General features: G+C 72.7%; 10 protein-coding genes. 7 read left to right on the top strand and 3 right to left on the bottom strand.

The features are described from left to right. Window positions 1-139 precede the first annotated feature (139 nt). Window positions 140-1,258 (top strand): glycosyltransferase family 4 protein, encoded by a 1,119-nt coding sequence (locus ACFYZS_RS36275; RefSeq protein ID WP_389022468.1) that lies wholly within the window; start codon window positions 140-142, stop codon window positions 1,256-1,258. Between the two features lie 157 nt (window positions 1,259-1,415). On the opposite strand, the gene ACFYZS_RS36280 is transcribed toward ACFYZS_RS36275, so the two are convergent. The 3 genes from ACFYZS_RS36280 to ACFYZS_RS36290 form a co-directional block, all read right to left on the bottom strand. Next, window positions 1,416-3,041 (bottom strand): PucR family transcriptional regulator, encoded by a 1,626-nt coding sequence (locus tag ACFYZS_RS36280; RefSeq protein ID WP_389022471.1) that lies wholly within the window; start codon window positions 3,039-3,041, stop codon window positions 1,416-1,418. 22 nt (window positions 3,042-3,063) lie between these two features. Further along, window positions 3,064-4,443, bottom strand: coding sequence for an FAD-binding oxidoreductase (locus ACFYZS_RS36285; protein ID WP_389022475.1), 1,380 nt, complete (start codon window positions 4,441-4,443; stop codon window positions 3,064-3,066). Window positions 4,444-4,566: 123 nt separating this feature from the next. After that, window positions 4,567-6,333, bottom strand: a complete 1,767-nt coding sequence (locus tag ACFYZS_RS36290) for a glycoside hydrolase family 15 protein (RefSeq protein WP_389022654.1) — start codon at window positions 6,331-6,333, stop codon at window positions 4,567-4,569. 535 nt (window positions 6,334-6,868) lie between these two features. Between ACFYZS_RS36290 and ACFYZS_RS36295 the strand changes: the two genes are divergently transcribed. The 6 genes from ACFYZS_RS36295 (at window position 6,869) to ACFYZS_RS36320 (ending at window position 14,625) form a co-directional block, all read left to right on the top strand. Beyond that, the gene (locus ACFYZS_RS36295; RefSeq protein ID WP_389022478.1) at window positions 6,869-8,512 is read left to right on the top strand and encodes a CTP synthase; all 1,644 of its coding nucleotides are present in this window, start codon (window positions 6,869-6,871) and stop codon (window positions 8,510-8,512) included. A 117-nt stretch (window positions 8,513-8,629) separates the two neighbouring features. Beyond that, window positions 8,630-9,265 carry an NUDIX domain-containing protein gene (locus ACFYZS_RS36300; RefSeq protein WP_389022481.1) on the top strand — a complete coding sequence of 212 codons (636 nt, stop codon included), beginning with the start codon at window positions 8,630-8,632 and terminating at the stop codon, window positions 9,263-9,265. A 58-nt stretch (window positions 9,266-9,323) separates the two neighbouring features. Further along, window positions 9,324-11,384 carry a tetratricopeptide repeat protein gene (locus ACFYZS_RS36305; RefSeq protein ID WP_389022484.1) on the top strand — a complete coding sequence of 687 codons (2,061 nt, stop codon included), beginning with the start codon at window positions 9,324-9,326 and terminating at the stop codon, window positions 11,382-11,384. A gap of 152 nt (window positions 11,385-11,536) precedes the next feature. Beyond that, window positions 11,537-12,652 carry an alanine dehydrogenase gene (ald, locus tag ACFYZS_RS36310; RefSeq protein WP_389022487.1) on the top strand — a complete coding sequence of 372 codons (1,116 nt, stop codon included), beginning with the start codon at window positions 11,537-11,539 and terminating at the stop codon, window positions 12,650-12,652. A gap of 459 nt (window positions 12,653-13,111) precedes the next feature. Next, window positions 13,112-14,149 (top strand): ParA family protein, encoded by a 1,038-nt coding sequence (locus ACFYZS_RS36315; RefSeq protein ID WP_389022490.1) that lies wholly within the window; start codon window positions 13,112-13,114, stop codon window positions 14,147-14,149. Then, window positions 14,134-14,625, top strand: coding sequence for a hypothetical protein (locus ACFYZS_RS36320; protein WP_389022493.1), 492 nt, complete (start codon window positions 14,134-14,136; stop codon window positions 14,623-14,625). Before ACFYZS_RS36315 ends, ACFYZS_RS36320 begins: the two co-directional genes overlap by 16 nt. Window positions 14,626-14,987: the final 362 nt, after the last annotated feature.

A 14,987-nucleotide genomic window follows, 5' to 3' on the forward strand; every position in this document is an offset into this window, starting at 1 on the left:
TACGCCGTGTGGGTGAGGCTCGGGGGCGTGTGGCGGTATCTCCTGCGGGATCCGTACCCGTATGGTCCCGGAACGCGCGTGCGGACTGGCATCCTGGGCGACGACTCTGCCTCCCTCACCCACCCTGGAGCTTCGGCCCGTGAGCAGCTCCCCGGTCTCGATCCCGGTCCCCGCGCAGCCGTACGGGCGTCCGCCGCTGCGCACCGTCCAGGTACTCGGCGGCGCCGGCGCGGGCAGCAGCGCGCACGTACGGTCGCTGACGACCGGGCTCGCCGCGCGCGGGGTACGGGTCACGGTGTGCGCTCCCGTGGAGACCGAGGGGGAGTACGACTTCACCGGCGCGGGCGCGCAGTTCACCCCGGACGCGGTGAGCGCGCTGCGCGCCGCGTGCGCCGGGGCGGACGTGGTGCACGCGCACGGGGTGCGGGCCGGGATGCGGGCCGCGCTGGCGCTGCGCGGACGCCGGGTGCCGCTGGTGGTGACCTGGCACGGCGGCGGGCCGGCCGCCGAGGGGGCGTTCGGGCGGCTGGGACGGGTGCTGGAACGGCACGTGGCGCGGGCGGCGGCGGTGGTGCTCGGCGCGTCCTCGGACCAGGTGGACCTCGCCCGGGCGCGGGGCGCGCGGGACGCGCGGCTGGCGCCGGTGGCCGTGCCGGCGGGCCCGGACGGCCCGGACGCCGGTGCGGACCCCGGCAAGGCGCGGGCGGAACTGGGGGCGGTGGAGCGGCCGTTGCTGATCGCCGTCGGAAGCCTGGTCGAGCACCGGGGGTACTCGGTCCTGCTGGACGCGGCGCGGGCCTGGCGGGTGCTGGAACCGCTGCCGCTGGTGGTGATCGCGGGGGAGGGCCCGCAGCGGGCCGAACTGGCCCGGCGGATCGAGGCGGAGGGCCTGCCGGTACGGCTGCTGGGTCGGCGCCGGGATGCCGCGCAGCTGCTGGCGGCGGCGGACGTGGCGGTGCTGCCGAGCCGGTGGGAGGCGCGGTCCCTGCTGGCGCAGGAGGCCCTGCGGGCCGGGGTGCCGCTGGTCGCGACGGCGGTCGGAGCGGTCCCGGAGCTGATCGGGGACGCCGGGGTCCTCGTCCCGTACGGGGACGCGGCCGCCCTGTCCTCGGCGGTGACGGACCTCCTCTCGGACCCGCCCCGCCGCGCCGCCCTGACCGCGGCGGGCCGCGCCCAGGCGGCCACCTGGCCCACGGAGGACGACACGGTGGCCCAGATCCTGTCGGTCTACGACGAGTTGATGGACCGCCGCAGATAGCCTCCGGCGGTCGCAGGGGGCCAGGGCGCCGGCCGCACCGGCGCCCCTGCCCGCGCTCGCCCTCCCGGAGCCCCCGCGCGGCGGCCGCCGGACGGAGTTCGGCGCGGCGGCGCGAAGCCGAGGAGGCCCGCAAGGGCCGAGTCGTGCGAGGGGCGCGTCAAGAAGGCGAGGGCGCGTGGCGGCGGGCGCGCAGGGCCAGGCTCAGGGACAGGACCGTCTCCGGGTCGTCCAGGTCCGTGCCCAGGAGCTCCGAGATGCGGGCCAGGCGGTTGTAGAGGGTCTGGCGGTTGAGGTGGAGCTCGCGCGCCGTCTCCGCCTTGCGGCCCGCGTGGGCCAGGTACGTCTCCAGGGTGGGCAGGAGCGGGGGGCGGGACGTCGCGTCGTGTACGCGGAGCGCGCCGATCGCGCGGTCCACGAACGCCGCCAGGTCGGGGTGTTCGCGAAGCCGCCACAGGAGCAGGTCGATGTCCAGGCGCCGCGCGTCGTACCAGGGGCGGGCCGGCAGGCCGTGGGCCGCGGTGGCGGTCTCCGCCGCGTGGCGCAGGCCCGACGAGGCCGCCGCCCAGCCGCCCGCCACGCCCACCACCACTGCCGGCGGGGCCGCCGCGCGGTCCAGGCCGGCCCGTTCCACGCCCGCCCGCAGGGCGGCCGCCACGCGGTCCGCGACCGTCGTGCGCTCCGATTCGGAGCGGAGCGAGACCAGGAGCGGCACCCGGCCCTCCACCGGGCGCACGCCCAGGAGCACCGGGACGCCCACCGAGGAGAGCTCCTCCAGGACCGCCCGCGCCAGGACCGCCCAGTTGCCCGCCGGGCCCAGCGACGAGGACAGCCGCATCACCACCGGCAGGAGCGGGCCCGCGCCCGGTTTGAAGCCCAGCACGCGGGCCTGCGCCGGGGCGTCCTCCGCCGAGATGCGGCCCTCCGCCAGGTCCGTCAGGAAATCGCCGCGGCCGCGCGCCGCCAGCTCGTCCTCCTGGCGCGCCTGCATCAGGACCACGGCCAGTACCCCCGCCGTCCGCTCCGCCGCCATCCGGTGGACGGGCAGCAGCGGCGCCGAGACGCCCAGCAGGACCACCCGGGCGCGGACCGAGCCGGTGCCGTGGCCGCCGCCGGGGACGTCGATCAGGACCGCGTTGGCCGACGGCTCCGTCTCACGCTGGCCGCGCAGCCCCTCCCAGACCTGCAGCGGATCCGCCGCGGCCTCCCCGGAGACCGGGCCCGCCGCGTACAGGAGCTGCCCGTCGGGGGTCTCCAGGAACACCGGGTTTCCGGTGAAGTCGGCCAGGATGTGCAGGACCTGGGGGATCCCCCCGCCGCTGAGCAGGGCCTCCGTGCACCGCCGGTGCACCTCCTCGGCCCGCTGGAGCAGGGCGTAGTGGTGGTTGACGATCTCGGTGTGGATCTCCTCCGTCACCGCCACGAACGGCACCTCGCGGTGCAGTTGGACGAGCGGCAGCCCGGCCGTCCGGGCCGTCTCGACGAGCGTCGCCGGGAGACGGGTGAAGCGCGGCCCAAGTTCGACCACGAGCGCGGCGATCCCCCGGTCCGCGAGGCGCCGTACGAAGGCACGCTGCTCGGCGGGCCGGGTGCCGAGGCCCAGCCCCGTGGTCAGCAGCAGCTCCCCGCCCTTGAGCAGGGACGCGATGTTCGGCACCTCGCCCGCGTGCACCCAGCGCACGGTCCGGCCCAGGCGGTCGGCGCAGGCCACCACCTCCGGCAGTCCGCTGCGCAGCCCGGGCAGCTCCAGTGCCCGCTGAACGGTGATCCCGCCCTGGTTGTCCATGTCGCGGGACGCTACCAGGGGGTCAGGCCGGCTTGATGTTGTGGTTGAAGCGGAAGACGTTGTCCGGGTCGTACGCCCGCTTCACCGCGCCCAGCCTGGCCAGATTCTCCGCGCCGAGACCGGCCGTCACGCGCTCGGAGCCCTCGTCGCCGGTGAAGTTGAGGTAGACCGCGCCGGTGCTCCACGGCTGCACGTGGGCGCGGACGTCCTTGACCCACGAGACGGCCCGCTGGTCGTCGGCCGGGTCCTCCCAGATGCCGAACGGGTGCACGGCCCAGGGCGAGTCCCGGTACGGGACGGGGAACTCCGGGGGCCCGTCCGCGATGGCCCCGCCCAGCGGGAACATCACGTGCTGGGTCCCGCCCGTCGGCATCACGTCGCCGAGCGCGCAGAAGACGCTGACGAGTTCGTCCGGCAGGCCGGTCAGGTACTCCGCCGACCAGTAGTTCCGCAGGCCCGGAGGATCGTCCAGCATGCACTGGAAGTCCGCGTAGGGCAGGGCGGTGAGCACCTCCACCTCGTGCGGCAGCGCGAGCAGCGGCGCCGCCAGCTTGCGCAGCGCCTCCTCGGCGCCCGCGTACGTGAGCAGCGCGCCCGCCATCAGGGTCCCGACCAGATGCTCCGGTACGAAGGGCTCCGGCGGGGCTGTCAGGTAGATCACCCCGCCGCCCGCCTCGGCGGGGCCGTTCTCGATGATCTCGCGGTAGGCGCGCAGGACTTCGGGACCGGCCTCCAGGGGGTACAGCAGCATGCAGATCGCGAACTCGGGCAGCTCGTGCAGGCGCAGCGTGATCGAGGTCGCGACCCCGAAGTTCCCGCCGCCGCCGTGCAGGGCCCAGAACAGCTCCGGGTTGTCCTCGGCGGTCGCCGTCAGGGTGCTGCCGTCGGCGGTGACCAGGTCCACGCCGAGCAGGTTGTCCACGGCCAGCCCGAACTTCCGGTCCAGCCAGCCGGAGCCGCCGCCGAGGGTGAAGCCGGTGACCCCGGTGGTGGAGACCCGGCCGCCGGTGGTGGCGAGCCCGTACGGCTGGCAGGCGCGGTCCAGCACGCTCATCACCGCGCCGCCCCCGACGCGTACGGCCTTCGCCCCGGGATGGACCGTGACCTCCTGCATCCGGCGCATGTCGACGACGACTCCGCCGTCGTTGAGGGACATGCCGGCGACGCTGTGGCCGCCGCCGCGCACGGCGACGGGCAGGTCCAGCTCACGGGCGAAGCGGACGGTGGTGACGACGTCGGCCTCGCTCTCGCACCGGGCGATGACCGCGGGGCGCCGGTCGATCATCGCGTTGAAGACCGACCGGGCGTCGTCGTACCCGGCATCGCCGGGGGCGAAGACCTCACCGGCCAGATCCTCGCGCAGCGCGGTCAGGGCCTGGCCGGCCTTGGACGGGGGAGCCATGGCAGCGGCCCTCCTTCCGGAGGAGGCATACGACCACTCCAGCGTAGGCGGGGCCGCTGCCGGGGGCGCGGCGGAGCCGGACGCAGCGCGCCGCACCCCGCCCCCGCAGCCGGTGCGGCCGACTCAGCCCCCGTACGCCCCGCTCGCCGTCAGACGCAGCGCCGTGTCGATCAGGGGGACGTGGCTGAAGGCCTGGGGGAAGTTGCCGACCTGGCGCTGGAGCCGCGGGTCCCATTCCTCGGCCAGCAGCCCCAGGTCGTTGCGGAGCGCCAGCAGCCGCTCGAACAGCTGGCGCGCCTCGTCGACCCGGCCGATCATCGCCAGGTCGTCCGCCATCCAGAACGAGCAGGCGAGGAACGCCCCCTCGTCGCCCTCGAGGCCGTCCACGCCGGCCTCGTCGCCGGTCGTCGGGTAGCGCAGGATGAACCCGTCGGGCGTCGACAGCTCGCGCTGGATCGCCTCGATGGTGCCGATCACCCGCTTGTCGTCCGGCGGCAGGAAGCCCATCTGCGGGATGAGCAGCAGCGAGGCGTCCAGCTCCTTCGAGCCGTACGACTGGGTGAACGTGTTGCGTTCCTTGTCGTAGCCCTTCTCGCACACGTCCTGGTGGATCTCGTCGCGCATCTCGCGCCACCGCTCCAGCGGGCCGTCCGCGTCGCCGCTCTCGATCAGCTTGATCGTGCGGTCCACGGCCACCCAGGCCATCACCTTCGAGTGCACGAAGTGGCGGCGCGGGCCGCGCACTTCCCAGATGCCCTCGTCCGGCTGGTCCCAGTGCTCCTCCAGGTAGCGGATCAGCTTCAGCTGGAGCACCGAGGCGTAGTCGTTGCGCGCCAGGCCCGTCATGTGGCCCAGGTGCAGGGCCTCGGTGACCTCGCCGTACACGTCCAGCTGGAGCTGGTGCGCGGCGCCGTTGCCGACCCGGACCGGCCGGGAGTTCTCGTACCCCGGCAGCCAGTCCAGCTCGGTCTCGCCGAGCTCCCGCTCGCCGGCGATCCCGTACATGATCTGCAGGTTCTCCGGGTCCCCGGCGACCGCGCGCAGCAGCCACTCGCGCCAGGCCTGGGCCTCCTCGCGGTAGCCGGTGCGCAGCAGCGAGGAGAGGGTGATCGCGGCGTCGCGCAGCCAGGTGTAGCGGTAGTCCCAGTTCCGGACTCCGCCGATCTCCTCCGGGAGGGAGGTGGTGGGCGCGGCGACGATGCCGCCGGTGGGGCCGTACGTGAGCGCCTTGAGGGTGATCAGGGAGCGGATCACGGCTTCGCGGTAGGGGCCGTGGTACGTGCAGTGGTCGACCCACTCGCGCCAGAACGCGGCGGTGGTCGCCAGCGCCTCCTGCGCGTCGGGGGTGTCGGGGGCGCCCTTGTGGGAGGGCTGCCAGCTGATGCAGAAGGCCTTGCGGTCGCCGGGGCCGACGGTGAAGTCGGAGTACGTCGTCAGGTCCTTGCCGTACGTCTGCGCGTCGGTGTCCAGCCAGACCGAGTCGGGGCCCGCGACGGCGACGGTGCGCCCGTCGACCTTGTGCACCCAGGGCACGACCCGGCCGTAGCTGAAGCGCATGCGCAGCGCGGAGCGCATCGGGACGCGCCCGCTGACCCCCTCGACGATGCGCACCAGCTGCGGGGCGTGGTCCTCGCGCGGCGGCATGAAGTCCGTGACGCGGACCGTGCCGCGCGGCGTGTCCCACTCCGATTCCAGGATCAGCGAGTCGCCCTGGTAGCGGCGGCGCGTCGCCGCCGGGGCCTCGGCGCCCCCGGGGAACGCCGGGCCGATGCGCCAGAAGCCGTGATCCTCCGTTCCGAGGATGCTCGCGAAGACGGCATGGGAGTCGAAACGGGGCAGACACAGCCAGTCCACCGATCCGTCCCGGCAGACCAGCGCGGCGGTCTGCATGTCCCCGATCAGTGCGTAATCCTCGATGCGCCCGGACACGTTAGATCTCCCAGTCGAACGGCCACGTCCGCCCCGAAGGGCGCTTGCATTGCGCGGTTGCGCGGTCCCGTGGGTGTGGATCCCCGCACTGAGCTCATGATTCCGGATGCGGCCGGGTTACGCCGTCTGCCGGACTGCTCGGCGGCGATGTGATGCGATATCCGAGCAGGATATGACGGCACCCTAGTGATCTCCTGAAGTCTGAGGACAATGTGTCTAGTCCGAATGGGTGACCTGGGCGAATGTCGGCGTGACCGGCCCCGCAGCGGCCGGTGGCGCTGCGTCGAGCGGTCGTGGCGCCGCGTGGCCGGAGGCGGACGGGCCCGGGCGCTGATAGGCTGGTACCCCGTGGACCGGTGGTCTGCCTGTGCGAATCAGGAGCCCCGAAACCGCAGCTTCGGCGCCCCCTGAGAGCCTCCGGTTCGATGGTGGTCGGCGCCGGAAGCACCGCACTTCACTTCGCGACCACGGGAGCCCCCTCTTGGCGAGCACAGCCATGACGACCAAGCACATCTTCGTCACCGGGGGTGTCGCCTCCTCCCTCGGCAAGGGCCTGACGGCCTCCAGCCTGGGTGCGCTGCTCAAGGCGCGCGGCCTGCGGGTCACCATGCAGAAGCTCGACCCGTACCTGAACGTCGACCCGGGCACGATGAACCCCTTCCAGCACGGCGAGGTGTTCGTCACCAACGACGGCGCCGAGACCGACCTGGACATCGGCCACTACGAGCGCTTCCTCGACGTCGACCTCGACGGCTCGGCCAACGTCACCACCGGCCAGGTCTACTCGCAGGTCATCGCCAAGGAGCGGCGCGGCGAGTACCTCGGTGACACCGTGCAGGTCATCCCGCACATCACCAACGAGATCAAGCACCGCATCCGCCGCATGGCGACCGAGGACGTCGACGTCGTCATCACCGAGGTCGGCGGCACGGTCGGCGACATCGAGTCGCTGCCGTTCCTGGAGACCGTCCGCCAGGTCCGCCACGAGGTCGGCCGCGACAACGTCTTCGTCGTGCACATCTCGCTGCTGCCCTACATCGGCCCCTCCGGCGAGCTGAAGACCAAGCCGACCCAGCACTCCGTCGCGGCCCTGCGCAACATCGGCATCCAGCCCGACGCGATCGTGCTGCGCGCCGACCGCGACGTCCCCACCTCCATCAAGCGCAAGATCTCGCTGATGTGCGACGTGGACGAGGCGGCCGTCGTGGCGGCGATCGACGCCAAGTCGATCTACGACATCCCGAAGGTGCTGCACACCGAGGGCCTCGACGCGTACGTCGTGCGCAAGCTCGACCTGCCCTTCCGCGACGTGGACTGGACGGTCTGGGAGGACCTGCTGGACCGCGTTCACAACCCCGACCACGAGGTCAAGGTCGCGCTCGTCGGCAAGTACATCGACCTGCCGGACGCGTACCTGTCGGTGACCGAGGCGCTGCGCGCCGGCGGTTTCGCCAACAAGGCCCGCGTCCAGATCAAGTGGGTCACCTCCGACGACTGCAAGACCCCGGCGGGAGCCGCGGCGGTGCTCGGCGACGTGGACGCGATCTGCGTGCCCGGCGGCTTCGGCGACCGCGGTGTCAACGGCAAGGTCGGCGCGATCACCTACGCCCGCGAGAACAAGATCCCGCTGCTCGGCCTGTGCCTGGGCCTGCAGTGCGTGGTCATCGAGGCCGCGCGCAACCTGGCGGGCATCGCGGAGGCCAACTCCACCGAGTTCGACGCCTCCACCCCGCACCCGGTCATCTCGACCATGGAGGAGCAGCTGGCCTTCGTCGAGGGCGCCGGCGACCTGGGCGGAACGATGCGCCTGGGCATGTACCCGGCGAAGCTCGCCGAGGGCTCGATCGTGCGCGAGGTCTACGGCGACCAGGCGTACGTGGACGAGCGCCACCGCCACCGCTACGAGGTCAACAACGCCTACCGCGGCGAGCTGGAGAAGAAGGCGGGCCTCGTCTTCTCCGGCACCTCCCCGGACAACAAGCTCGTCGAATACGTCGAGTACCCGCGCGAGGTGCACCCCTACCTGGTGGCCACCCAGGCCCACCCGGAGCTGCGCTCGCGCCCGACCCGGCCGCACCCGCTGTTCGCCGGCCTGGTCAAGGCCGCGGTGGAGCGCCAGCAGGCCGCGAAGGCCAAGTGACGGTCTGACCGCATAACGTAGACGGCCGGGGCACGGAAAGTGCCCCGGCTGTCGCGTTTCCGGCGCGTCTTGCGACGCGTCTTCTGTCTCGCTTTCGGAAGGTACGGGGTACGGGTCATGGCCAAGGACATCGCAGACCGCGGGGAGTCGTGGGAGGTCATCGCCTCACGGACCCCGTTCGAGGGCGCGAAGACGGCGGTCCGTTCGGAGCAGGTGAGCATGCCGGACGGATCGGTGGTGCGCCGGGACTACCAGGTGCACCCGGGATCGGTGTGCGTGCTGGCGCTCGACGAGGACGGCGGCGTGCTCGTGCTGCGCCAGTACCGCCACCCCGTGCGGCACAAGCTGTGGGAGCTCCCGGCCGGGCTGCTCGACGTACCCGGTGAGAACCCGCTGCACGCGGCCCAGCGGGAGCTGTACGAGGAGGCGCACGTCAAGGCGGAGGACTGGCGGGTGCTCGTCGACTTCTTCGCGTCCCCCGGCGGCTCCGACGAGGCGATCCGGATCTTCCTCGCGCGCGGCCTCTCCGAGGCGGAGGGGGCGCGGTACGAGGTCTCGGAGGAGGAGGCGGACATGGAGATCGCCCGTGTCCCGCTCGCGGACCTGGTCCGCGGGGTCCTGGAGGGCCGGCTCGGCAACCCGGGCCTGGTGACGGGGGCCCTGGCACTGTCCGCCGCGCTCGCCGCCCCGGACGGCCTGGACGCCCTGCGCCCGGCCCAGACCCCGTGGCCGGCCCGCCCGTACGAGGTGTGACCCTCCCTCCCCGGGCCCGCGGGAGCGTGGTGTGACGATCCGCTGATCCGATTGGGCGATGTGTCCGCCGCGCTCCACACGGGTCGTCGCTCTGCGTGAACTACGCTCGCAACCCGAAGGCAGGGAGAGGAGCGGATCCGTGACGGATTTCGTCGGGCGGCGGCGTGAGCTCAAGGAGCTGCGCGAGGACATCGCACGGACCGGGCTCGACACCCTCTCGGGACGCAAGGCCAAGTCGCCCAGGGCGCGCGTGCTCCTCGTCGCGGGGCGCCCCGGGTCGGGGCGCACCTCCCTCGCCGAGGAGTTCGTCCGCGAGGTCGGCGACGACTACCCCGACGGGGTCCTGCGCACCCGCCTCACCTCCCCCGGGGGGCAGGCCGTCACCACCGAGCGGGCGATCCGCACCCTGCTGGAGGGGCTCGGGGAGCCCACGCCCCCCGGAGCCGCCGAGGACGAGCTCAGCTCCGCGCTGCGCGCCGCCCTCGCCCACCGCAAGGCGATCCTGCTCGTCGACGACGCCGCCGATCCGTACCAGGTCGACGCCCTGCTGCCGGACACCCCAGAATGCCTCGTCGTCATCACCGCCGAGGGGCCGCTCACCGGGATTCCGGATGTCCGCCCCTGCACCCTCGGCGGGCTCGACACCCCCTCGGGCGTCCAGATGCTCGCCCAGCGCATCGGGGACACCCGGATCACCGTCGACCCCCGCGCCGCCGAGACCCTCGCCGAGGAGTGCGGAGGGCAGCCCGCCGCACTGGCCCTGGTCGGCGGCTGGCTCGCCGCGCACCCCAAGGCCGCCGTCTCCGACGTGGCCAAACAGCTCCACGACATGCCGCCGGGCACCGCCGGGCCGCTCGGCCGCGGCTTCCGGCTCGTCTACGAGTCCCTGCCGCAGCCCGCCCAGCGCACCCTCCGGTTGCTGCCGCTCGCCCCCGCCGGGATCGTCGACTCGCACACCGCCTCCGCCCTCGCCGGCTGCTCCGTGGCCGCCGCCCAGTCCACCCTGGAGGACTTCGCCGGGCTGGGCCTCCTGCGCCACGCCTGTGACGGGCTCTACCTGCTGCCCGGCTGCCTCGTACCGCTGCTCCAGGCCCTGCTGGAGACCAAGGAGCGCGCCGGCGAGGTCGAGCTGGCCCGGGCCCGGATGCTGGAGCGCACCGTACGGCTGCTGCACTCCTGCCGGGTCATGGCCGAGCCGGACGAGGACGGGGCGCAGGGAGCGGACGTACGGGAGAGGCTGGAGGGGCTGCCGCGAGCGCTGCGCTTCCCCGACCGGCGGGCCGCCGCCAAGTGGCTCGACACCCGGCTGCCCGCGTTGTCGGCGGCCGCCTCCCTGGCCGTGGCCGACGGCGGGCTGGACACCCTGGCCCGCAGGCTGGTCGCGGCCCTCGTACGGGCCCTCGCCGCGCATCGCGGCACCGCCGCGGCGGCCCCCGAGCTGTACGGGCTGCACCGCCTGGTCCTGGACGTGGCCGAGCGCCGCGGCCTGCACCGGGAGCAGGCCGCCGCCCTGCTGAACCTGGCCGACCTGGACGCCGAGACCGGCCGCACCCAGGAGGCGCTGGAGCGCTACCGGGCCGCGCTGGACGCGGGACGGGCGGCGAACGACCCGTACGCGACGGGCCGCGCGATGGAATCCGTAGGCGGCGCCTACCAGGAGCTCGCGGACTGGCACCGGGCCGCCGACTGGTTCGGCCGGGCCCTCGCCCAGGCCCTCGCGCGCGGGGAGCGGGCGGACGAGGCCCGGCTGTACGGACGGCTCGGCAACGTGCACACGTACGCGGGCCGCTACGGGGACGCGCTGCGCAGCTGGCGGACCGCCGCGGCGGGGTACCGGAAACTGGCCGATGTGCCGGGCCAGGCAAAGGCATTGAGCGAAATGGCGCGAATCCAGGAGTACGCGGGGAGGCCCGAGGAATCGCTGCACACCTGCCGCGAGGCGGTGGAGCTCGCGCGCCGGGCCGGGGACCTGCGGCTTCAGGCCGCGCTCCAGGTGCGCCTCGCCGACACCCTCGACCGGCTCGGCGACCCGGCCGCCGCAAGGCTGCACCGGTCCGCAGCCGACAGATTGCTGGGAGACGACCCCGCAGCCTGCGAAATCCGTAGTGGTTCCGACTGAGATTATTGGTTTGCAAGGCTAGACAGCGCGTCGTCCTTCATTAGACTGGCTTCACCACGACATCCCGTGGTGCATCCCGTTGCGCGTTCTTGTGGGCGGGTATGTATGGAAGTGCCCCGAAAAATCCCCTGAGCCAAGGACCGTGATCGACGATGAAGGTCGGCATCCCCCGCGAGGTCAAGAACAACGAGTTCCGGGTCGCCATCACGCCCGCCGGCGTGCATGAGCTGGTCCGTAACGGCCACCAGGTCTTCATCGAGCAGAACGCCGGTGTGGGCTCCTCGATCACGGACGCGGAGTACGTCGCCGCCGGCGCCGAGATCCTCGGCACCGCGGACGAGGTCTGGGCGACCGCGGACCTGCTGCTGAAGGTCAAGGAGCCCATCGCCGAGGAGTACCACCGCCTCCGCAAGGACCAGACCCTCTTCACCTACCTGCACCTCGCGGCCTCCCGCGAGTGCACGGACGCCCTCCTGGAGTCCGGCACCACCGCCATCGCGTACGAGACGGTCGAGCTCGCGAACCGCGCGCTCCCGCTGCTCGCCCCGATGTCCGAGGTCGCGGGCCGCCTGGCCCCGCAGGTCGGCGCCTACCACCTGATGCGCTCGGCCGGCGGCCGCGGCGTGCTCCCGGGCGGCGTCCCCGGCACCCACGCCGGCGAGTGCGTGGTCATCGGCGGCGGCGTCTCCGGCTGGAACGCCGCGCAGATCGCCATCGGCATGGGCTTCCACGTGACCCTGCTCGACCGCGACATCAACAAGCTCCGCGAGGCCGACAAGATCTTCGGCACGAAGATCAAGACGATCGTCTCCAACGCCTACGAGCTGGAGAAGGCCGTCGTCGAGGCCGACCTCGTCATCGGCGCCGTCCTGATCCCGGGTGCGAAGGCCCCGAAGCTGGTCACCAACGAGCTCGTCGCCAAGATGAAGCCCGGAAGTGTCCTTGTCGACATTGCGATCGACCAGGGCGGCTGCTTCGAGGACTCCCGTCCGACCACCCACGCCGAGCCGACCTTCCAGGTCCACAACTCGGTCTTCTACTGCGTCGCCAACATGCCGGGCGCGGTGCCGAACACCTCCACCTACGCGCTGACCAACGCCACGCTGCCCTACATCGTGCAGCTCGCGAACCTCGGCTGGGTCGAGGCGCTGCGCCGTGACCCGGCGCTCGCGCTGGGCCTCAACACCCATGACGGCCAGGTCGTTTACGGTCCGGTCGCCGAGGCGCACGGCCTGCCGACCCTCGAGCTGAGCACGCTGCTCGGCTGATCGGTCAGACCCCGTCAACGACTGACGTCAATCTCACGTATCCGGCCGGACCTTGCCCCCAAGGTCCGGCCGGAGGCGTTTGCGGGGTGCGGACGGGCGGGGCTCAACTCGCCTCGAACGTAACCCTTTAACCCTTTCGCACACCCGCGAAACTTCGCGGTGACGGCCCGGACGCCCTTGACAGAGTGGTGTTCGGTTGCCGACACATCGTTGCCGGTCCGACGGATTGTGTTGCCGCTGAGTGGTGACACGCCATAGAGTCGCCAACCGTCGGCATGGTGCCACGCTGACCTATCGATAAGTGTCCTGGTCACGTCCGAGGAGGTAAGACGACTTGTGAATGAGTCGACATTTGCTCCCGGAGGTGGTCGAGCAGGGACGCCAGACCGGGGCCAAGGATCCGGCGGGCTCGAAGCGGTCGGCTCCGTCGCGGTCCGCACCTTCGCAAACCACCAGCACATGACGACGCCCCAAAAGAGCATGGACGGCCTAGACGTGAACTCCAGGGCCGGCGACCTGAGCGGCGAAAAGCCCGTGGGTTTCGCCGACTATGAAAGCGTGCCCGAAGGGCACTTCTACGACCCGGACGCGGAGTACGAGCCCGACCCCGAGTACGCGGCCACCCTCGCCCCCGACGCTGCCCGCCAGCGCCGGGAGCGGATCGGCCCGACCGGACGGCCGCTGCCGTACTTCCCGATCCCGGGTCCGCTGACCGACCACGGTCCGGCGAAGATCATCGCGATGTGCAACCAGAAGGGCGGCGTGGGCAAGACCACGTCGACCATCAACCTGGGTGCGGCGCTCGCCGAGTACGGGCGCCGCGTGCTGCTCGTCGACTTCGACCCACAGGGCGCGCTGTCCGTGGGCCTCGGCGTGAACCCGATGGAACTCGACCTGACGGTCTACAACCTGCTCATGGAGCGGGGCATGTCGGCCGACGAGGTGCTGCTCAAGACGGCGGTCCCCAACATGGACCTGCTGCCGAGCAACATCGACCTGTCCGCTGCGGAAGTGCAGTTGGTCAGCGAGGTCGCGAGAGAGTCGACGCTGCAGCGGGCGCTGAAGCCCCTGATGGCCGACTACGACTACATCGTGATCGACTGTCAGCCCTCCCTCGGCCTGCTGACCGTGAACGCCCTGACGGCGGCTCACAAGGTCATCGTGCCGCTGGAGTGCGAGTTCTTCGCGCTGCGCGGTGTCGCCCTGCTGACCGAGACCATCGAGAAGGTGCAGGAGCGGCTCAACCCGGAGCTGGAGCTCGACGGCATCCTCGCCACGATGTACGACTCCCGCACGGTGCACAGCCGCGAGGTGCTGGCGCGCGTCGTCGAGGCCTTCGACGACCACGTCTACCACACGGTCATCGGCCGTACGGTGCGCTTCCCGGAGACCACGGTCGCCGGCGAGCCCATCACCACGTACGCCTCCAACTCCGTCGGGGCCGCCGCCTATCGCCAGCTGGCCAGGGAGGTGCTCGCCCGGTGTCACGCCGAGTGAGTCTGCCCGGAGCCGACGAACTGTTCCGTACGACCGGGGGGATGGCGCTGCAGTCGTCCTCACCGAGGCGGGGCCCGGAGGAGTCGACCGCCGGGGAGCACGCGGCGGCGTCGGCGGAGGGCTCGGCGGGCGAGGGCCGCAGCCGGGAGGCCGTGGCGGCCGGGCCGGAGTCGGTGGTCGCACCCCGGCGTTCGCAGGAAGGTTCTGTCAGCCCGGAGCCCCGGCGGGGCAAGGGCCAGGGCCGCGGGGCCAACCGCCGGCCCAGCGGGCGCGAACGGCACGACGAGAAGATCACGGTCTACGTCTCCGCCGAGGAGCTCATGGACCTGGAGCACGCGCGGCTGGTGCTGCGCGGCGAGCACGGGCTGGCCGTGGACCGCGGCCGCATCGTCCGCGAGGCCGTGGCGGTCGTGCTCGCGGACCTGGAGTCCCGCGGCGACGCGAGCATCCTGGTCCGCAGACTCCGCGGCCGCTGACGGCCTGAGCGGCGGGTGGCGGGCGGCGGGCGGCGTGATGGTGGTGGCTTCGGCGGGGCGGGTGTCGGTGGAGTGCGGGGTGTGATCCTGCGGGCAGGCCCGAAGCCGCCCCTGCCCGCCGGGCCTGATGCCGGACGCGGCCTGCGGGCCGTCCTCCCCGCGCCTTGAGACGCCCCGTTCGTTGTTCTGCCCCGTGTGCCCGCCCTGCGCGTCGCTTCCGGCCGCCGGTAGGCGGTTGTGCGGGGTGGTGATGGTGGTGGCTCTGGTGGGGCGGGTGTCGGTGGAGTGCGGGGTGTGATCCTGCGGGCAGGCCCGAAGCCGCCCCTGCCCGCCGGGCCTGATGCCGGACGCGGCCTGCGGGC

The sequence above is a fragment of the Streptomyces sp. NPDC001903 genome (assembly GCF_042891345.1).
Lineage (GTDB): Bacteria > Actinomycetota > Actinomycetes > Streptomycetales > Streptomycetaceae > Streptomyces.